The 18551-nt window shown below is 30.4% G+C and carries 23 protein-coding genes; 20 read left to right on the top strand and 3 right to left on the bottom strand.

Translation table 11 applies throughout. The annotated features are described in order from the left end of the window. Positions 1-180: 180 nt before the first annotated feature. From ACZ5N4_RS08115 to ACZ5N4_RS08130, 4 genes are all read left to right on the top strand, one after another. On the top strand, positions 181-819 hold the full coding sequence (locus tag ACZ5N4_RS08115; RefSeq protein WP_464208824.1) for an alanyl-tRNA editing protein: 639 nt from the start codon (positions 181-183) through the stop codon (positions 817-819). Continuing rightward, positions 816-1256, top strand: a complete 441-nt coding sequence (locus tag ACZ5N4_RS08120; RefSeq protein ID WP_464208826.1) for a hypothetical protein — start codon at positions 816-818, stop codon at positions 1254-1256. Before ACZ5N4_RS08115 ends, ACZ5N4_RS08120 begins: the two co-directional genes overlap by 4 nt. Positions 1257-1372: 116 nt before the next feature. Then, positions 1373-1549 (top strand): hypothetical protein, encoded by a 177-nt coding sequence (locus ACZ5N4_RS08125; protein ID WP_464208828.1) that lies wholly within the window; start codon positions 1373-1375, stop codon positions 1547-1549. Further along, complete coding sequence (locus tag ACZ5N4_RS08130) at positions 1543-1812, top strand: DUF3788 family protein (protein ID WP_464208830.1); 270 nt, start codon at positions 1543-1545, stop codon at positions 1810-1812. Before ACZ5N4_RS08125 ends, ACZ5N4_RS08130 begins: the two co-directional genes overlap by 7 nt. A gap of 63 nt (positions 1813-1875) precedes the next feature. Here ACZ5N4_RS08130 and ACZ5N4_RS08135 read toward each other — a convergent pair whose 3' ends face one another. Further along, the gene (locus ACZ5N4_RS08135) at positions 1876-2646 is read right to left on the bottom strand and encodes a hypothetical protein (protein ID WP_464208832.1); all 771 of its coding nucleotides are present in this window, start codon (positions 2644-2646) and stop codon (positions 1876-1878) included. After that, on the bottom strand, positions 2639-3121 hold the full coding sequence (locus tag ACZ5N4_RS08140; RefSeq protein ID WP_464208834.1) for an RNA polymerase sigma factor: 483 nt from the start codon (positions 3119-3121) through the stop codon (positions 2639-2641). Before ACZ5N4_RS08140 ends, ACZ5N4_RS08135 begins: the two co-directional genes overlap by 8 nt. 367 nt (positions 3122-3488) lie before the next feature. Between ACZ5N4_RS08140 and ACZ5N4_RS08145 the strand changes: the two genes are divergently transcribed. The 14 genes from ACZ5N4_RS08145 (at position 3489) to ACZ5N4_RS08210 (ending at position 16582) form a co-directional block, all read left to right on the top strand. Beyond that, entirely contained in the window at positions 3489-4289 is an 801-nt protein-coding gene (locus tag ACZ5N4_RS08145; protein WP_464208836.1) for an electron transfer flavoprotein subunit beta/FixA family protein, read from the top strand. A 2-nt stretch (positions 4290-4291) separates the two neighbouring features. Next, a complete protein-coding gene (locus ACZ5N4_RS08150) occupies positions 4292-5278 on the top strand; it encodes an electron transfer flavoprotein subunit alpha/FixB family protein (protein ID WP_464208838.1) in 987 nt (328 codons plus the stop codon). A 22-nt stretch (positions 5279-5300) separates the two neighbouring features. Continuing rightward, positions 5301-6683 (top strand): FAD-binding oxidoreductase, encoded by a 1383-nt coding sequence (locus tag ACZ5N4_RS08155; protein ID WP_464208840.1) that lies wholly within the window; start codon positions 5301-5303, stop codon positions 6681-6683. Between the two features lie 73 nt (positions 6684-6756). After that, positions 6757-8052 (top strand): lactate racemase domain-containing protein, encoded by a 1296-nt coding sequence (locus ACZ5N4_RS08160; protein ID WP_464208842.1) that lies wholly within the window; start codon positions 6757-6759, stop codon positions 8050-8052. A gap of 27 nt (positions 8053-8079) precedes the next feature. Continuing rightward, the gene (locus ACZ5N4_RS08165) at positions 8080-9222 is read left to right on the top strand and encodes a YkvI family membrane protein (RefSeq protein WP_464208844.1); all 1143 of its coding nucleotides are present in this window, start codon (positions 8080-8082) and stop codon (positions 9220-9222) included. A 398-nt stretch (positions 9223-9620) separates the two neighbouring features. Next, the gene (locus ACZ5N4_RS08170; protein WP_464208846.1) at positions 9621-10517 is read left to right on the top strand and encodes an SDR family NAD(P)-dependent oxidoreductase; all 897 of its coding nucleotides are present in this window, start codon (positions 9621-9623) and stop codon (positions 10515-10517) included. 144 nt (positions 10518-10661) lie between these two features. Continuing rightward, entirely contained in the window at positions 10662-10982 is a 321-nt protein-coding gene (locus ACZ5N4_RS08175; protein WP_464208848.1) for a hypothetical protein, read from the top strand. 408 nt (positions 10983-11390) lie between these two features. Further along, entirely contained in the window at positions 11391-11687 is a 297-nt protein-coding gene (locus tag ACZ5N4_RS08180; protein WP_464208850.1) for a hypothetical protein, read from the top strand. 265 nt (positions 11688-11952) lie between these two features. Next, positions 11953-12726: an alpha/beta fold hydrolase gene (locus ACZ5N4_RS08185; protein WP_464208852.1), complete on the top strand. Its 774-nt coding sequence runs from the start codon at positions 11953-11955 to the stop codon at positions 12724-12726. A gap of 72 nt (positions 12727-12798) precedes the next feature. Next, entirely contained in the window at positions 12799-13461 is a 663-nt protein-coding gene (locus ACZ5N4_RS08190) for a hypothetical protein (RefSeq protein WP_464208854.1), read from the top strand. A gap of 132 nt (positions 13462-13593) precedes the next feature. Further along, positions 13594-14151 carry an HD domain-containing protein gene (locus tag ACZ5N4_RS08195; protein WP_464208856.1) on the top strand — a complete coding sequence of 186 codons (558 nt, stop codon included), beginning with the start codon at positions 13594-13596 and terminating at the stop codon, positions 14149-14151. Positions 14152-14187: 36 nt separating this feature from the next. Next, a complete protein-coding gene (locus ACZ5N4_RS08200; RefSeq protein ID WP_464208858.1) occupies positions 14188-15021 on the top strand; it encodes a PhzF family phenazine biosynthesis protein in 834 nt (277 codons plus the stop codon). A gap of 115 nt (positions 15022-15136) precedes the next feature. After that, a complete protein-coding gene (locus tag ACZ5N4_RS08205) occupies positions 15137-16063 on the top strand; it encodes an AEC family transporter (RefSeq protein WP_464208860.1) in 927 nt (308 codons plus the stop codon). A gap of 117 nt (positions 16064-16180) precedes the next feature. Beyond that, positions 16181-16582, top strand: coding sequence for an Hsp20/alpha crystallin family protein (locus ACZ5N4_RS08210; protein ID WP_464208862.1), 402 nt, complete (start codon positions 16181-16183; stop codon positions 16580-16582). A gap of 180 nt (positions 16583-16762) precedes the next feature. Here ACZ5N4_RS08210 and ACZ5N4_RS08215 read toward each other — a convergent pair whose 3' ends face one another. Beyond that, positions 16763-16966, bottom strand: coding sequence for a hypothetical protein (locus tag ACZ5N4_RS08215; RefSeq protein WP_464208864.1), 204 nt, complete (start codon positions 16964-16966; stop codon positions 16763-16765). 314 nt (positions 16967-17280) lie between these two features. On the opposite strand from ACZ5N4_RS08215, the gene ACZ5N4_RS08220 reads away from it, so the two are divergent. Next, the gene (locus tag ACZ5N4_RS08220; RefSeq protein ID WP_464208866.1) at positions 17281-17565 is read left to right on the top strand and encodes a Spo0E family sporulation regulatory protein-aspartic acid phosphatase; all 285 of its coding nucleotides are present in this window, start codon (positions 17281-17283) and stop codon (positions 17563-17565) included. Positions 17566-17953: 388 nt separating this feature from the next. Then, entirely contained in the window at positions 17954-18538 is a 585-nt protein-coding gene (locus ACZ5N4_RS08225; protein ID WP_464208868.1) for an SMI1/KNR4 family protein, read from the top strand. The last annotated feature ends 13 nt before the right edge of the window (positions 18539-18551 follow it).

Consider the following 18551-nt stretch of genomic DNA (forward strand, 5'->3'; position numbering starts at 1 on the left):
TTTTTTTAAATATAAAGTTAGGATTTATATATTTAACATATAAGTTCTAAGCAATGTCTAAACTAAGCAGCTAATTGTTTTAAAGTACTTTATGGAATATTAAAGAATAGATATAATTAGGATTTAATGTATTATATAGAGAATTATAAACTAAAGTACATTTAGAAAAGAGGTTTTACAGTGAGTGTTAAGAAATTATTCTGGGAAAATCCTTATTTAACTGAAATTGAAGCAAAGATAACTAGTGTTAATAACAATATTATTACTCTTGACCAGACAATAGCATTTGCCTTCTCAGGGGGACAACAATCTGATTCAGGAATAATAGGTGGGTTTAATATAATTGAAGCAAAAAAGGAAGGAAAAGAAATTTTTTATACTATTGAACAAAGTCATAATTTGATATTTAATCAAAATGTTATGGTTACAATTGATTGGGAAAAAAGATATAGATTAATGAAATTACATTTTGCGGCAGAAATCATTTTAGAATTAGTTTATCAGCACTACAACCATCCTGAAAAAATTGGAGCAAACATAACTGTAGATAAGGCAAGGATAGACTTCTTTTGGAACGGAAATATATCAGAAATTTTCTCGGAACTTATGAATAAAGCAAATAATATTATAAACTCAAACTTCGATATAATAAGTGCTTTTGATGATGAAGAAAATGAAAAAAGATATTGGTATATAGAAGAATTTGCAAAAGTTCCCTGTGGAGGAACACATTTAAAGAGGACAGGAGAAATCGGTGCAATATCTTTAAAAAGAAACAATTTGGGTAGTGGAAAGGAAAGAATTGAGATATACCTATGATAGATTTTAATAGATTAAATGCATTAGGAAATACAGCAATTGGGACGTCATTTATTCGTGGAAAAGAAAGTTTAAGGGAAGATGTATTATTTTATGATAAATTGGCTGTTGAAATACTTATGGTTGAGATTACAGAGTTATCAGCAAATGAAAGTAAAATTTTATGTGATGTGATTAATTTAGCTTTCTTAGAATCCAACTTTATGCAATCTTGGATTACGCAAATGCATAAGGAAGGAAGAGGTTGGTACTTTGGAATTGATAATTATAATGATTTTTTTAAGCAATTTGGTTGGAAGATTAAATTAACGCAGCCTGGCGAGGAGAATGCAAATTATGGACGTTGGAGATATAAGGTGTTTCCAGTAAGCTTGAGTCACATTCCTAGGTATTTTTTTATTGAAGCAATAAAATCAACAAATCCTGATTTGGACTAACATTGTGCTTCCAACATGAAAGTGTCTAAGCTAGAAGTTAGCTAAGGCTCTGACACGCCGAAAACACTTAAAAGCTATATGAAAGGAATTTATTATAAGCAGAAAAGGAGGTCAATATGAAAATGGATTATGAAAGAATGCATAATAAAGAGCCATTGCCGACTTATGATGAAATAAGAGGTTTCATTGGTAATACTGCAATAAAAAATTTTGATAAAATAATTACCTTTATTGAGGAAAATTATGATTTTAACAAAGAAATATGCTATGGTGGAAAAACTATAGAGTGTTAATAAGGTTTAGGAGAAGTGGAAGAACGCTATTATCACTATTTCCAGAAAAAAATTGTTTTTCTTGTGTTCTTGTGTATGGAAAAAGAGAAATTGAACAATTTGAAAATAGAAAAAATGAATTTAGTAATTATATGAATGTAATTTTTAATGAGACTAAGCAATATCATGATGGAAAATGGTTATTGATAAGGATTGAAGAAGAAAAATACATAAATGAATTAATAGAAATGATAAAAATTAAGAAAAAGTTAAAGAAAAAATGAACAGTTAATTAAATACCGTATTATTTCTGAATAATACGATATTTAATTAATTTATTTGTTTTTTTATTTGGTATCTATAACCTTCTGTGCCATTTTTACTAATTCATCTTGTGATATATCAGAATCCATTGCTAAGAAAGTATAGTTAATTCCATCTTGCATCCAATTTAAATATTGAATTTTAGAGATTTTTTCCTTGTCAGATCCATAACTAAATACATATTTACCAGACGATTCGTCCTGCTTATCTTGTTCTGTCATTTTATAATCTGCTGGCACAAGCTTGTTAGCATATGAATGACAATATAAATCTATACCGTTATAAGTATTAATAACAGTCGCTTTCTCTGATTTTTCACCCAACCTTCCATTTTCCATAGAAAGGCTTAATTTATCATTCCCTTTTTTATAAGTAAAATCAAGTGATTTTGTTTTTCCTACAGAATTACCTTTCATATCAACCCCTTCATTATTTGTAGTATATCCACTTGCAAAGGTATATCCGTTGTCAAATTCCTTAACTAATTTAGGATTAAATCCAAAATCACCCTTTACTTGTTCTACTGTAGGCATAGTAGTATAAGTTGGTATATTACTTCCGTGTGAAGTTATAAAGAATACTTTTCCTGCGGCAAATGCAGTTGTTCCTATTACCATAGCAGCTACTAGTGCAATCATAATTCTTTTCTTAAATGATCCCTTTTTATATATTTTTCTATTTTCCATTTCACCATTCTCCTTTTGGTCCGGTAAGCTGTTTAATGTTGCACTTACCTTATTTTTAAAACTTTTAGGTATATCTGGAAAGGTATTACTCCAATTATAATTATCCATAAGTTGCCTCCATATGCTCTAACTTTATTTTTAATAGTTTTCGTCCTTTTGCTAATCTACTTTTTACAGTTCCTGCAGGTATTCTTAAAATCTGTTTAATTTCTTCTACCGAATATCCCTCTACATAATAGAGAACAATTGTAATACGAATACGCTCTGGTAATTTCTGAATAGCCAAATATAATTCGCTATAATCCTTTTTATCATCAGCTTTGGCAAATTCAAAGTATTCTTCATAAGATACCTTTGAACATTCTTTACGCTTCAAACTATAACATTCATTTATAAGGATTCTAACCAACCATGTTTTAAAATATTGTTCTTTCTTTAGTGTACCTAATTTATCATAAGCTTTTAAAATTGCCGCCTGAACTGCATCCTCACAATCTTCATCATGAATCAAGATTGATTTAGATACATGATATAAAGTAGATTCAACCTCAAGAACTTTATCTACAAATGCATCTTTATTCAATTGATTTCCTACCTTTCTTTGCAAATTGTAGCGCTACCTTTTTGCCTTACACTAATTAGATGCATATATCTACCAAATGGTTCATTTAATTTTAACTTAAATTTAAAGTTTTTATAATATGTAAAGCTAACTTTATTTTCATAATGATTTAATACAACGCTGTAAGCTGCATCTTGGGTGCTAGGGGACGGTTCACAACTTTTGTATATTGAATACAAAATTATGAGCTGTCTCTTTAGTTTTGCTATTTGTAATAAAATCTGTACTTAAAAAATATATAAATAGTAAATAGGTTACATTAAATGCTTTTCATAGATAGCTATAAATAGCTTATTTATTAATATTATGAAAGGGTGAGTTGAAAAACATGAATATCATTGTATTAATAAAACAAGTACCAGATATGGAACGAGTTAAATTTGACAGAGAAAAAGGTGTAGTCGATAGAAAATCTGCTGGCACCGAAATAAATCCATTTGATTTAAATGCATTAGAAACAGCGGTGCAAATAAGTGAAAAAATGGATGCAAAGGTTACAGTTATAAGTATGGGACCTCCTAGTGCTGATGAAGCTTTAAAGGAGTCAATAGCAAGAGGAGCTCATGAAGGAATATTATTAAGCGACAGAACTTTTGGTGGTGCTGATACTAAAGCAACTTCAAAAACCTTAGCTAGTGCCATAAATAAAATTGGAAAATTTGATTTGATTATTGCTGGAGAAAAGACTGTTGATGGAGATACAGGACAGGTTGGACCAGAAATTGCAGAGTTTTTGGATATACCACATATAAGTTATGTGGAAAAAATTGAAGATATAAATGAAGATAATATGCTGGCACAATGCGAACTGTGGGGAGGAATCTATTTAAAGAAAGTTCAGTTTCCAGCATTAATCACAGTAACAAAGGATATAAATGAACCTAGATTACCAACCTTCAAAAGCAAGATGAAAGCAAGAAAAGCAGAAATAACTTTATGGGGTATAGAGGAGTTAAAGGAGTTTTTAGCTTTAGAAGAGGTTGGCTTTAAAGGCTCTCCTACGAAGGTAAAGAAAATAGAAGTTCCAGCAAATGTTAAAAGAGAAGGCAAGTTATTTAGAGAAAATACAAATGAAGGGCTTGAGGAAATAATTACTGCATTAGAAGACAAAAAGGTATTGGAGGTGTAAGTATGAGCTTGAAAGAATTCAGCGGAATTTTAATTTTTGCAGAGCAAAAGAATGAAGAAATTCATAAAGTAAGCTATGAGTTATTGGGCAAAGGAAAGGAACTTGCTGATAAGCTAGGAGCACCTGTATATTCAGTGGTCTTAGGACCTACCAGTATAAAAACAGAGGAACTTATCTATAGGGGAGCAGATAAAGTATTCTATTTAGAAGATGACATATTTAATGAACCAGAAGAACTAGTTTATAAATTAAATTTAGTTAACTTGATTAATAGTGTTAAGCCAGAGATATGTTTAATAGGTGCAACTAGCTTTGGACGTTCTCTAGCTCCACGTTTAGCCGCTGCGCTTAAAACTGGTCTGACAGCAGACTGCACTGGTTTAGATGTTGATGAGGATGGCAAATTAATACAGATAAGACCTGCCTTTAGCGAAAATATTTTGGCTCATATAAAAACAGAAACATATCCTCAGATGGCAACAGTAAGATATAAAGAGTTTTCTGAAGCAAAAAGGGACACATCACGTAAAGGAAAGGTAGTAAAAGTAGAAGCTATTTATAATGAAGATAAATTAGTGGAAGTAGTTAGAGAGCTTAAAAGTCAGGAATTTGATATTACAGAAGCAAATGTAGTTGTTTCAGGCGGAAAAGGACTAAGATGTGCTGAGGATTTTAGGATATTAGAAGAACTAGCACAGATTTTAGGAGGGGTTGTAGGAGCTAGCAGAAATGTAGTTGATGAAGGCTTTATTTCAAAAGAACATCAGGTAGGATACAGCGGCAATAGGGTAAAACCAAAAGTTTATATTGCTTGTGGAATTTCCGGAGCACCTCAGCATTTAGCAGGAATGAAGGATTCAGATACTATAATTGCTATAAATTCAGACCCTTCTGCACCTATTTTTAATGTTGCGGACTATGGAATAGTAGGGGACTTATATGAAGTAGTTCCTCAACTTATAAATAAAATAAAGGCTAAAAATAATTAATTATTAAATGGGGGGATATAAATTGAAAAAAGAAATAATTGATAATTTAAAAAATATAGTTGGAGAAGATTTTGTCGTTAGTGAGTTATCACAGATGCAGAGCTATTTATATGATGAAACAGAACCACTATTAAGACCAAAGGCTTGTGAAGATTGTGTAGTTGTAAAGCCAAGCACCAGTGAAGAAGTATCTAATATAGTTAAATATGCAAATGAAGCACTGATTCCTGTTGTTCCAAGAGGTGGTGGTACAGGATTGTGTGGAGGTACAATACCACTGCAGTCAAGTATAATATTATCTCTTGAGAGATTAAATAAAATAGTTGAACTAGATGAAGAAAACTTAATGATTACAGTAGAAGCAGGAGTTACTCTTGCAAATTTAATTGAAAGATTAAATAAACATGAAAAACTATTCTTCCCTATTCATCCAGGAGATGAAGGAGCACAAATTGGTGGAATGGTTGTTGAAAATGCAGGAGGAGTAAATGCTGTAAGACATGGTATTATGAGAAATCATATTAAAGCGTTAGAAGTAGTTCTTCCTACTGGAGAATTAGTTAATCTAGGAAATAAGCTTTTGAAAAATAACATGGGATATGATTTGTTAAATATGATGATAGGCAGCGAAGGAACTTTAGGTATAGTAACAAAGGCTACTTTAAGATTATATACAAAAACAACTAATACAGGTACATTAGTTGTGTCCTTTAATACTAGAGAAGATGCAGCAATAGTTGTATCTAAGGTTCTTCAGGAAGGAATAACACCTTTGGCTATAGAGTATATGGAAAGATTTGTAGCATTAGAAGCAGCAAAACACATTGGGAAGGTATGGCCAGCGACAAAGGGAAGTGTTGATTTAATATTTATATTAAATGAAGCTACAGAGGATGATCTGTATGCAAGAAGTGAAAGAATTATAGAACTATGCGATCAGTATAATGCCCTTGATAGCTTAATAGCTGAAACTACCAAGGATCAAAGAAATATTTTAGAGATAAGAAGTAACGCTTACACTGCCTTTAAGGAAAATGTTGCAGATGCTTTAGATATAGCAGTTCCTCCAGCTTCTGTTCCAAGTCTTATTGATGATTTAATTAAAATAGCTAACAAGTATAACACTGTTACCCCAGCTGTTGGACATATTGCAGATGGTAATGTTCATAATTTTATAATGTCAGAAAACGGAAAACTACCAGTTTATTTTGAGGTTATAAAGGAAGAAATGTATGAAGCAGCTATTAAATATGGAGGAACCGTTACTGCAGAACATGGCACTGGTAAAACAAGAAAGAAACACATGTCACTTCAATACAGTGAAAGAGAAATAGAAATAATGAAGGGTATTAAAAAGATATTTGATCCTAATGGAATATTAAATCCAGGAACAATAGTAGATTAAAAGACACAAAGCTATAAGGAAGTAATAACCAAATTGCTTCCTTATAAGTTTAAATTCAAAAGGGGAGTTTTATATGAAAAATTTTGAATTGGATTATGGAAGTACTAAAGCAAAGGTTTCTATTGAAGATAAAAATCTGCTTGGAGTAATAGAGAGTAAACCTTTTACAGTACTAGAATCAGAAGACAAAATTACACTAAATGCACTACAGAATCCAATAGGAAGTCCAAGACTTAAGGAACTTGTTAACCCAGGAGAAACTGTTTGTTTAGTAATACCTGATGTAACTAGAGCATGGCAGAAAACAGATAAGTTTTTGTATAAAATAGTTGAAGAGTTAAATAATGGAGGAGTTAAGGATAAGAACATTACAATTATTAGTGCTTTGGGATCACATAGAAAACAAGGCAGAGATGAACACGTTAAACTTCTAGGAGAGGAACTAGCGAAAAGATTTGAAGTTATTGATCATGACTGTTTTGATGAAGATAACTTAGTATACTTAGGGGAAACAACTTATGGTACTCCAGTGAAAGTAAATAGAAAAGCTTATGAGTGTGATCATATAATACTCACAGGAGGAATTGTCTATCATTTTCTTGCAGGATGGGGAGGAAGTAGAAAAACTATTTTACCTGGTATCTCATCCTATCAAACTATAATGAAAAATCATTCCCTTACTTTAAATGAAAACCTAGGTGAAGGGAAAAATCCTAATGTAAGAAGTGGGAAATTAAAAGGGAATCCTGTGCATGAAGATATGATGCAGGCAGCAGCTTTTTTAAGACCTACATTTATGTTTAATGTAATTGTAGATACAAAAGGTAGTATAGTTTCAGCAGTTAGCGGAAGCTATATTGAAGCTTTTTATGAGGGATGTAATATAGTTGAAAAGTTAGATAGTATCAATATAAGTGAAAAAGCGGATTTAGTAATTGCTACTGCTGGTGGATATCCAAAGGATATAAATTTTTATCAAACAAGTAAAACAATAATGAATGCTAAGGAAGCGGTAAAAGAAGGAGGAACAATAATTATATTGAGTCAGTGCAGCGAGGGATTAGGCGGTAACGAAGATGTTAAGAACATGATCTTAAATTATGACAACCTGCTAGAAAGAGAGAAGGAACTAAGACGTGAGTATAGTATTTCAAAGGATGTAGCGTATATATTCTGTGATGTCGCAAGTAAGTCTGATGTCATATTTGTATCAGATTTAGATCCAAATCTTGTGAAAAAGGCGAATATAACTGTAGTAAAAACAGTAGAAGAAGCTTTAAAACTAACCTATAAGAAAAAGGGCAGCAATTTGAAAACTTATATTATGCCTCATGCTGCAAATACTTTCCCAAAGATAGATGAAGATTAATGAATAATTTTATAGGGGAGTGGAGTTATGAGTAAAAAAATGGCTATGCCTGCATTTTTCGCCGTTGTATTTGTCTGGTTTACAACTCACTTTGGAGGCGGATTTGCATCTGGAATACAGATATCTAACTTTTATGTTAAATATGGATGGTACTCAATTTTTACTCCAATAATATCTACCTTAATACAGGCTTTTGTTTTTTACTTTGCTTGGAAATATGCAGTACAGCATAAAACCTATGATTATAAAAGCTGGGCAAATGGTATATTTAAGCCAGCAGAAAAGATTCTTGCAAATTTATATGAAGTAATTTTCAATTTAATATTGATTACAGCAACAGCTGTTGCCTTTGCTACAGGTGGAGCTACTTTACAAACAGTTCTAGGTACACCTTATATATTAAACACTATAATAATAGCTTTACTTATATTTGTATTAACTATTTTTGGAGCAGATGTTGTTAGAAAAGCTGCGTCAATATTAGCCATAGCAATTATTATTGGAATACTCATAATTTATATTCCAAATATAATATATTATTGGCCAAAGATAGTACAAAATATTTCAGGAATGCAAAGTGGAACAGTACCATGTCAATATGGTTTTTGGAATGCATTGTTGCAGTGCTTTGTTTATGCTGGTTTTCAGGTATGCTGTGTAGGAGCATATATTGCTCATTCAAGTGTATTAAAAGATATAAAAGAAGTTAAAAAGACAGCAATTTACGGATTTATAATAAATGCATCCATACTACTATTAGCTACCTTAGGTATTATGATATACTATCAAGAAGGTATACTAAAAGAGGCTGTACCAGCTTTATTTGTTATAAAACATGGAGTGGGTTCAAGTTGGATGCTTCCATTGGTATCTATACTAATAATTTTAGGAGTAATTACAACTGGCGTTAACTTAATATATGGTATAACAAATAGAATAGTAACTTGGCTTGGACGAAATGACAGTGAAGAAGCAGTTAAAGCTGGTGAAAAGAAAAGAAATATCCTTGTTGCTGGAGGATATGTAATATTTACTTGGTGTATTGCTTTATTTGGTTTAATACCTCTAGTATCAAAAGGCTATGGAACAATGGGTTATGTAGCAATATTTACTATAATAATTCCAATATTAATTAAAGGCTTTAAAGGATGGCAAAAGAAAACTAGCTAGTATAAATTTAGATAAACGGTGCAGAAAAAATCTGCACCGTTTTTAAATATAAAGTTAGAATTTATATATTTAATATATAAGTTTCAAGTAATGTCTAAAACACTCAGCTAATTGTTTTATTTTAAAGGATTTTAAAAAATATTACAGAATAGATATAATTGGGTTTAATGTATTATAAATATATATTATATATAATTTGGTTAAATGGTATTATAAAATTTACAGAATTATAAAGTCTAAAATTTAGTCTAAAGTTGATATTTACGACAGTGATTTACAGATATCCAATCAGTTAACCGATAAATGTAATTCATCATTTTACGAGTTATACTGGACTATAAATATTTATAAAATATATTTTGAATCGGAAATATTAATTAAAGGAAGGCGTGATAAATTTGATAGAAGATATAGAAAGCAAAGTATGCTTAGTTACAGGGTCTAGCTCAGGGATTGGAAAAGGAGTCGCAAAAATAATAGCTCAGATGGGAGCTAAAGTTATTATGGTGAGCCGTGATAAGACTCGTGGGAAAGAAGCCTTTGAGAAAATGAAAAATATATCTAATAATAATGTAGAATGGATACCAGCAGATTTATGTTCAGTAGAGTCTATTCATGAACTTGTCCTAAATTTTAAAAGTAAGTATTCTAAATTAGATATCCTTTTTAATTGCGCTGGGGATAAAATAATGAAAAAATACTATACAAAAGACGGTTTTGATGGACTATTTTTTAGTAACTATCTTGGACATTTTCTACTAACAAATTTATTATTTGAACCACTAAAAAAGGCAACTTCTTCAAAAGTTATCACAATTTCCGGAAGAGGTCATAAAGCTTCTTTAACCGAGGGTAATTTTAAGGGGAGTATTGATTTTAATGATCTACAGGGTAATATTCACTTTTCCTATGGTAAATATGCTAAGCAGGCAACATTAGCAAAAGTAATGTTCACATATGAATTGTGCCGAAGATGGGAAAGCTACGATATTGTGGCAACGAATCTTTGCCCCGGACTGACACATACAAGTCAGGGAGAATATTTCCCGCTACCTTTGAAAGTTCTTGTACCATTGGTTTATATGATAAAAGAAACACAAACTCCAGAAGAAGGAGCGATGCATCTTATAGAACTGGCTAAAAAAGATAACTGGGAGATAAACGGAAAGTATTTTGAAGGAGGTAAAAATGGGTTGTTTGAAGCTAAGTCGTCTGATGAGTCATATGATATATCTGTCGCAAAAAAGCTTTGGAAAGAAAGTGAAAAATTAATTGGTCAGCAATTTGTTTATTAGATTATTTTTTAAAAATGAGTTTTTAGCTTTGTGATTATAGAAAATTTTTAGATTATATGAAATGATGACTAATAAAAGTTTTAAATCAAAATTTATTTGAAACACAGCTAATGAGTCAAGCGAATTTATAAGAGGGTGGTATATATGAATAATATTAAGGTAGGAGTTATTGCAGGAACTCCTGTAGATACTCAAATGGGGGTAGATTTTTTTAGTTCAAAAGGAATTAATGCATTGGGATATCCAGTATCTTCATGTCCTGAAGAACAGTCTAGGTTTCAAATATTATCACCAGTTGAACTTGCGAATAAGATTAGAGAAATAATAAAAGAAGTAAAATATAAGAGTATTGATACAATAATTATATACTGCAATTCTCTAAGTGCAGCAGTTGATATGGACAAATTGTCTAGAGAAGAAGAGATGAGAATAATTACTCCACTTACTGTTTATAAAATAGAATAATATATAGACAAATAAAAAAAGACTCGTGATTAGTTTAGACCACAAGCCTTTATAAGGGGGAATTTAAAGAATTCTATTTCATACCTAACATCATTAAAATACAATTTGCTAATTCTTGTCCATGCATACCACATGCATGAATGCACTGAGCTAAAGTTTGACCTATCATTACAACACCTCCTGTAAATTATATTTTTATTATAATTCAAAGTTATGTAGATATTATGAAGAGAACTCAAGTAGTTCTCCTTTGTAAATTTTAAAAATATCATATAAAAATGACTTTACATTTCAAATATAAGATGCAAATATAAGATTAGTTAGATTAAGGAGTGTTGAATTTACAGAGAAATAAACTTTTAATAAAGAAGTCTTTAAAACAATCGTCAAGGAACATTTCTGAGCTTAATGCATAACTTAGATGATTTGGTATTAATAATTGCAAGTAAATATGGTGAAAATGGGCTTTTAGAAGTAATTAGAAATTTAAAATATGTTAAAGAGAGCGGAGAATATTTTGGAAAAGAAGAATTAGTTAAAATGATGCTATGGGGAGAGGATGAATATTCAATATTACTAAATATTTTACCTTATATATCTGTAGATGAAAAAGAGATTCTTGCTTCAATAATATTAAAAATAGAAGAATTAAATATAGAAAGTCTTGAAGAAAAAGTAAAAGAAGTATTAAATTTATTAATATAAGATATAAATAATTGCCGGGGAAGCTATGATGGATTTTGCCAAGATAAAAGAGGATATAGAAAATAAACTATTAGAACAATTACTTGAATCATTAAGTTGTAATAAATATTAGAAAGGTATTAATATATAACTTACAATCAATATATAGGATGATAATAAAATATCATCAATGTATATGGCAGAATCTAAGTGCAGTTGCTTTAAGGTTCTACCATGCCGGCAATGAGAGACGTTAGCAAACATTAAGTTAAAGGAGGACAACAAGATGCCATACGTTGAAATATCAAATGCTAATCTTTATTATGAGGAGATTGGTGTAGGAGAACCAATTATATTTTTACATAATGCTTTTTCAAGAGGTATCATAGCATTTTCAGCTCAATTTGCAGCATTACAATCAAGATATCGCTGCATTTTTCCAGATCTAAGGGGTCATGGTAGAACTAAAAGCAATAATTTAGATTGGACAATACCACAGCTAGCTGATGAGATAATGGAGTTTATTGATAGGTTAAATATCAACAAAGTAAATTTAATAGGATTTAGTATGGGTGGAGGGGTTGCTTTATATATTGCAATTAAATACCATAAACGAATTAAGTCTCTTATTACTATAGGAACAGCAAGCTGCGTAACAGATGGTATAAAAAGTAATGCTGATAATTGTGAATATCATATTCTACTAAACGAGGAGGATGAAAACTATATTGAATTACTTAAGCAGAATCATTATGAAGCACACTTAGGTGATTGGAGGTCAATGGTAAAGACAAGTATCAATAATTGGAGGGCATACCCTAATCTTACTATTGAAGATCTTAGAAAAATTGAGGCACCAAGTATGTTTATTTCCGGGGAAAAAGATAGTTCAATAAAAGAGGAGCACCTTCTAAAACTTTGTGAAGGAGTGATTCATTCTAGAATGAGGGTTATTGAAGGTTGCGGACATGGGCCACATTTAATTGGTGAAAAGCCTGGATTATTAAATGAAATGATCTTGCAATTTCTGGATAAGGCTAGAGAAGAAAATGTATTCTAACAAAGCACATTCTTGTGAAGTAAAAGTGTTTATATTTTTTATAATTAATTTTATTAATAAGGAGAAGATCATATGGAAATTGACCATATTTATATATGCACAGAAACCAAAGCACCAGCAGGCAATTTATTAGTAGAATTCGGACTTGAAGAAGGCTCTTCAAATATCCATCCTGGACAAGGGACAGCAAATAGAAGATTCTATTTTCATAACTTAATGTTAGAACTTTTGTGGGTAGAAAATGTAGAAGAGGTACAGAGTGAACTCACTAAGCCAATGAGATTATTTGAGCGATGCCTATTAGCTAAAAATACGATTTGCCCATTTGGAATTGGATTTAGACCTACAACGGAAAAAGATAAAATAGCACCATTTTCATCATGGGATTATCATCCAATTTATTTGCCAGATTTTCTTAAAATCCAAGTAGCTGATAATACGCCATTAAGTGAACCAATGTATTTTTATCTATCTTTTGCTACTAGGCAGGATAAGAGTTCTATTGAGAAAAGAGAACCAATGGAACATAAAGTACCTTTGAAAGAAGCAACATCTGTAAAAATACATGTAAATCAAGATATTGATTTATCGGACTCTGCTTGTATTGTAAATCAACTTCAGAACTTTTCAATTGAAAAGGGGAAAGAACATCTTATAGAGTTAGAGTTTGATAATGGAACATTAAATCAATCGAGGGATTTTAGACCTGATTTACCGTTAGTATTTAAGTGGTAATCATATTTATTACATTCAATCAGAAAACATTGGCTGCAGATGACGTTATGAGACATTGAAATTTCAAAGTAGGTCTTTGAAATTTTTTTATATTAAGTAATAATATATAGTTTTAATGCAAGGAGATATATAATGGAAATTATTAAAGCAATCGAAAAAGAGGTTGAAGAAAAGTGCAAGAGTGAAAATAATATTTTTGGATATGGCATATGGACACATCATATTTTAAGTGTTGTAAAGTATTCAAAATTGTTAGCAGAAAAAATAGGAGCAGATGTCGAAGTTGTGGAAATAGCAGCCTTATTACATGACTATGCGGGTATAAAGGATAAGGATTTACAAGAACAACATCATATACATGGTTCAATAGAAGCTGAAAGAATCCTCAGAGAATTAAGTTATTGTGAAGAGAAAATAGAAAAAGTGAAAGACTGTATTATTTCACATAGAGGAAGTGTGAAAGTAAAAAAGACATCGAAAGAGGCAATTTGTGTTGCTGATGCAGATGCAATGGCACATATAGATCAAATACCATCATTACTTTACCTAGCTTACTGTAATCATCAAATGAATATAGATGATGGCAAAGAGTGGGTTAGAAAGAAGATAGAGAGAAGTTGGAATAAATTAAGCTGTGAAGCAAAAGAAATAATTAAAGAAAAATATGAGATTGCCCAGAGAGTTTTATAGAATGTAACAAAGTCTAATTACTGGAGGAAAATAATAATGAAAGCAGTACAAATATATCAAGTAGATGCATTTACAAATGAATGTTTTAAAGGTAATCCAGCGGCAGTATGTGTTTTAGAAGAGGCAATTGAAGATAAATATATGCAGTTAATTGCTAAAGAAATGAATTTATCGGAAACAGCCTTTGTTCAACCGCTTCAAGGCAAGCCCATAAATCAGACAGATATATTTTCATTAAGGTGGTTTACTCCAAAATATGAAGTTGATTTATGCGGTCATGCCACAATTGCGACTTCAGAAATACTATTTAACAGCATAGGCATTAAAAATGATAGAATTATATATGAAACTAAAAGTGGTAGGCTTACCGCCAACAAGACTACTAAAGGAATCGCTCTTAATTTCCCAATAGATGAATGGTTAAACATTAATTTATCAAAGGACATTTTAGAGGCAATGGGAATAGAAAATTATGAAAATGCTATAATTGGAAAAAACACAAAGAAACTCGTTATTCATTTAAAAACAGAGAGTGAAGTATTAAAATTAACTCCTAACTTTGAAAAAATGAAATGTTTAGAATTTGAAATGGATGTAAAAGGTGTTGGAGTTACTTGCAAAGGAAATGAAAAATATGACTTCATATCTAGATATTTTAATCCATGGGCAGGAGTTAATGAAGATTCAGTTACAGGTTCAGTTCATACATTGCTAGCAGCATATTGGGGAAAATTACTAAACAAAAATGAGATGAAGGCTTATCAATCTTCTGACAGAGGTGGAGAGATTGTTTTGAGGATATTAACAGGAAACAGAGTAGAACTGATTGGACAAGCAGTAATTGTATTAAAAGGTGAATTATATATATGATGTACAAAAAAGCAATTAAAGCTATCAGATGACAAGAAACACCGCACACCTTAGTGGCGGTGCTTTTTATATAGATGAAAGCAAAGCTATAATATAGAAAATAGGAGGAAACAATATGGCAATCATGGAGATTATTAATTCTTTATGCATGATTTTTATTATGATAATTCCTGGAATCATTTTTCGAAAAAAAGAATTAATTGATACTAATCAATCAAAGAGTATTTCTACAGTAGTAGTAAATTTGACTTGGCCTTGTCTAGTTATTGATGCAATGCAGGTAAAGTTTTCTCAGGAAATATTTAAGAGAAGTCAGTACATATTTGTGGTTGTTTTGCTGGTTTTTGCAATTGCTTTTATAGTAGGTTTTCTTCTTGTAAAAATGCTGAAAATTAAGCGGGAACAAGGAGGTATCTTTGCATTTATGTTGGTATTTGCCAATACTGGTTTTATGGGAATTCCTGTAATTAGTGCATTGTATGGAAAAGAAGCAGTGTTCTATGCCTCTATTATAGAGATGGTAAATGACATTATGTTGTTTACTGTAGGTATTATGCTTATTCAACTTTCAGCAGGGGTTAAAACAAAAATAAGTTTTAAAGAATTTTTAACCCCAGGAATGATTGGCATTATAATTGGATATGTAATGTTTCTATGCAATTTTCAACTACCTGGATTCTTAGGACATTCTGTAAATATTATTGGAGCAGCAACAACGCCTCTTACAATGTTTATAATTGGAGTTCAGGTAGGAGAATTGAGATTTAAAGAACTTCTAGGAAATGGGTCCATATATGTCATGTCCTTTGTAAAGCTGTTAATAATACCAATCATAGCTTTACTGATCATGCGATTTATTTTTGATGATACCTCCCTTCTAGCAAAGGTATTAATTATAAGTTTTGCAATGCCAGTGGCTGCATGTACAACAATTTTTTCACAACAGTACAATGCTGATGTAGGTTTTGCCACAAAAGGAGTTTTGCTTTCAACCGTAGTATCCGTTGCTACAATTCCAATTTTTGCGACGATTTTAAGGTAGACATATTTTTGAAATCAATGAAAAGATTGCCGTAATTTTATATTGTATAACAATGTGTTAATGTGAAAAACAATGTTATAACAGCTTTTTAATATTAAAATTAGGAGGGATTTAAAAATGTTTGATATGGTACCTTTTAGAAAAAATGATTTAGTTAGAAGAGATGATTTCTTCTCAACAATTAATGATTTACGAGAAAGCTTTAAGGTTGACTTAAAAGAAACAGATGAAAGCTACCTTGTAGAAGAAGATTTACCTGGAATTGAAAAAGAAGCTATAGATATAGAGTTTAATAACAATTATCTAGTAATTAGTGCAAAAAGAGATGAATCTCTAGAAGACAAAAAAGAAAATTACGTTAGCCGTGAAAGACATTATGGAGAATTTAAGCGAAGCTTCTATATAGATAACGTAGATGAAAGTAAGATAGATGCTTCATTTAACCATGGTGTTTTAAAGATTACTTTTCCTAAATTGAATAAAGGTAACGACAAAAAGAGAAAAATTGATATTCGCTAGATATATATGCTATTTTTGAGGCTTACATTAACCTTATTGATTTTTACAAATGTTAAAATTAAATGACTTCTAAAACACCGTATTATTCAGTTTGAACTGCACCCTGTCTACCTCAAGGGAAGCATATCAGTTTGAATAATACGGTGTTTTAAATAATTATTTGATTTAATAGTTATAATACTAAAAGAAAAATATGTCTTTATTTATTATAACTTTTTGTCCTTTTTCATCCACCACATATGTGTTATAATATTTTCCTTCTCTTTCAGATATAATCTGCCTCTTTTTCTTTGACTCCTCAGTATCTTTACTCTTATGTTGATATTGTGACGTAATAGGAAAAGTATAAGATTTTCCGCTGCCAATTATATTATTAAAACTCATATTTTCAATCTCTTTAACTTAATTTTTAGTATATAACTAATATGATAATCATAACATATTTGTTATATTATTACATAAAAAGTGTGATGAAAATTATCCACTGACCAAGCACTGGAGTAAAAACTGGTGCTTATTATTTTACAAGTTGTTAAAAAAGTATATGATTATTTAACAATAATGACACAAAGTTGTAACAACTAGTATTTATAATAATAATTGCCCTAAGTGATAAAAACTTAGAGGGAAAAATAATAATTTTTCTATATAATGAGTCCCCCTTATTATATAGAAAATAAGCGCTTGGAGAAATCTAAGTGCTTATTTATTTTAAAATACTAAAAATTGAGTGCTTTAATTACCTCTATTTTAATATTGATATATTTAAAATTTTTAATTATATTCCATTTAGGGAGGAGATTAAAATAAACAAGTTAAGCCAATTAGAAGAACTAATAAATGAAGTTAGAGAGCACCTATATGAAGTTATTAATGAAAAAGGAGACTTATTAAACCCAGAAGTAGTTGCAGCTAGTAAAATGCTAGATTCAGTACTAAATACATATAGTGAGGTAATAAAACAAGATAAAACAGAAGTTTAGAAATAAGCTTCTTTTTTATGTATAAAATTGAGGTTTAAAAGAGGATTAATTTAAAAGATTTATCATATCTAAGCAATAAGATATATATTATAGACAGCCTATCAACTTTCTTATATTCAACATCATTTGCCTTTCAATGTGATAGCCATTATCTTACCACTTTATTTCCTTAATATGTTACAATAGAATATAAAATGATTAGTAGATGCGTTAGCAAAGTATCATGAAATGATAAGCCTTCAGGCACACAAATAGAAATATATAGAGACTTTAATACAATGCTAGAAAAAGCACTTGAAGATAGTCTTCTTTGAGAAGGATCAATTAAGACTTTATTTTAGTAAGGTTATGGAAAGAATAAAACTGATTATACAGGAGAGTGTTTATAATGCTAGAAAAACAAATAGATATTTTAGAGAAACTTTTGAGCGAAAAAGTATCAGAGGAAAGAATAGAGGAATATGAAAAATATCAAAAAATTAATGGAGCTTCTGAAGAAGAGTTAAATGCACTTGAAAAAAGATATAATATCAAGTTACCAAAAGATTTTCGAGAATTTTATAAATATAAAAATGGAAGTGGGTATCACTTTCATATATTATATCCAAACTGTGAGGGTGAACATATAGAACCATTTTATTTGTTTTCTATTGAAGAAATAATAGAAGAAAAAGACGGTTTTTATGATGAAGATGAGTTGATGAGTGAATATTATGATGAGGAAGAAATATCTGAAGTAGATTGCCGTATTAAACCATATTTAAAAAACAGGAAATGGATACCATTTGCAGCTTTAGCAGGTGGAAGTCTAAATTTGATACTTGACTATGATCCAACAGATAAAGGAAAAGAAGGACAGATTATTTCTTATATACATGACCCGGATTTTATATATTATGTTGCTGATACATTTACGAAGATGCTTGAGAAATCGAATATTAATTTAAGTAACTGGGATAAAATTGACTACTAGAGATAATTAATTA

The sequence above is a fragment of the Clostridium nitrophenolicum genome, from assembly GCF_055391695.1.

Coding starts and splice junctions, on each gene's coding strand:
- ACZ5N4_RS08120 (WP_464208826.1), top strand. CDS start 816: ATGATAGATTTTAATAGATTAAATGCATTAGGAAATACAGCAATTGGG.
- ACZ5N4_RS08125 (WP_464208828.1), top strand. CDS start 1,373: ATGAAAATGGATTATGAAAGAATGCATAATAAAGAGCCATTGCCGACT.
- ACZ5N4_RS08135 (WP_464208832.1), bottom strand. CDS start 2,646: ATGGATAATTATAATTGGAGTAATACCTTTCCAGATATACCTAAAAGT.
- ACZ5N4_RS08145 (WP_464208836.1), top strand. CDS start 3,489: ATGAATATCATTGTATTAATAAAACAAGTACCAGATATGGAACGAGTT.
- ACZ5N4_RS08150 (WP_464208838.1), top strand. CDS start 4,292: ATGAGCTTGAAAGAATTCAGCGGAATTTTAATTTTTGCAGAGCAAAAG.
- ACZ5N4_RS08160 (WP_464208842.1), top strand. CDS start 6,757: ATGAAAAATTTTGAATTGGATTATGGAAGTACTAAAGCAAAGGTTTCT.
- ACZ5N4_RS08165 (WP_464208844.1), top strand. CDS start 8,080: ATGAGTAAAAAAATGGCTATGCCTGCATTTTTCGCCGTTGTATTTGTC.
- ACZ5N4_RS08175 (WP_464208848.1), top strand. CDS start 10,662: ATGAATAATATTAAGGTAGGAGTTATTGCAGGAACTCCTGTAGATACT.
- ACZ5N4_RS08180 (WP_464208850.1), top strand. CDS start 11,391: ATGCATAACTTAGATGATTTGGTATTAATAATTGCAAGTAAATATGGT.
- ACZ5N4_RS08185 (WP_464208852.1), top strand. CDS start 11,953: ATGCCATACGTTGAAATATCAAATGCTAATCTTTATTATGAGGAGATT.
- ACZ5N4_RS08190 (WP_464208854.1), top strand. CDS start 12,799: ATGGAAATTGACCATATTTATATATGCACAGAAACCAAAGCACCAGCA.
- ACZ5N4_RS08195 (WP_464208856.1), top strand. CDS start 13,594: ATGGAAATTATTAAAGCAATCGAAAAAGAGGTTGAAGAAAAGTGCAAG.
- ACZ5N4_RS08200 (WP_464208858.1), top strand. CDS start 14,188: ATGAAAGCAGTACAAATATATCAAGTAGATGCATTTACAAATGAATGT.
- ACZ5N4_RS08205 (WP_464208860.1), top strand. CDS start 15,137: ATGGCAATCATGGAGATTATTAATTCTTTATGCATGATTTTTATTATG.
- ACZ5N4_RS08210 (WP_464208862.1), top strand. CDS start 16,181: ATGTTTGATATGGTACCTTTTAGAAAAAATGATTTAGTTAGAAGAGAT.
- ACZ5N4_RS08215 (WP_464208864.1), bottom strand. CDS start 16,966: ATGAGTTTTAATAATATAATTGGCAGCGGAAAATCTTATACTTTTCCT.
- ACZ5N4_RS08225 (WP_464208868.1), top strand. CDS start 17,954: ATGCTAGAAAAACAAATAGATATTTTAGAGAAACTTTTGAGCGAAAAA.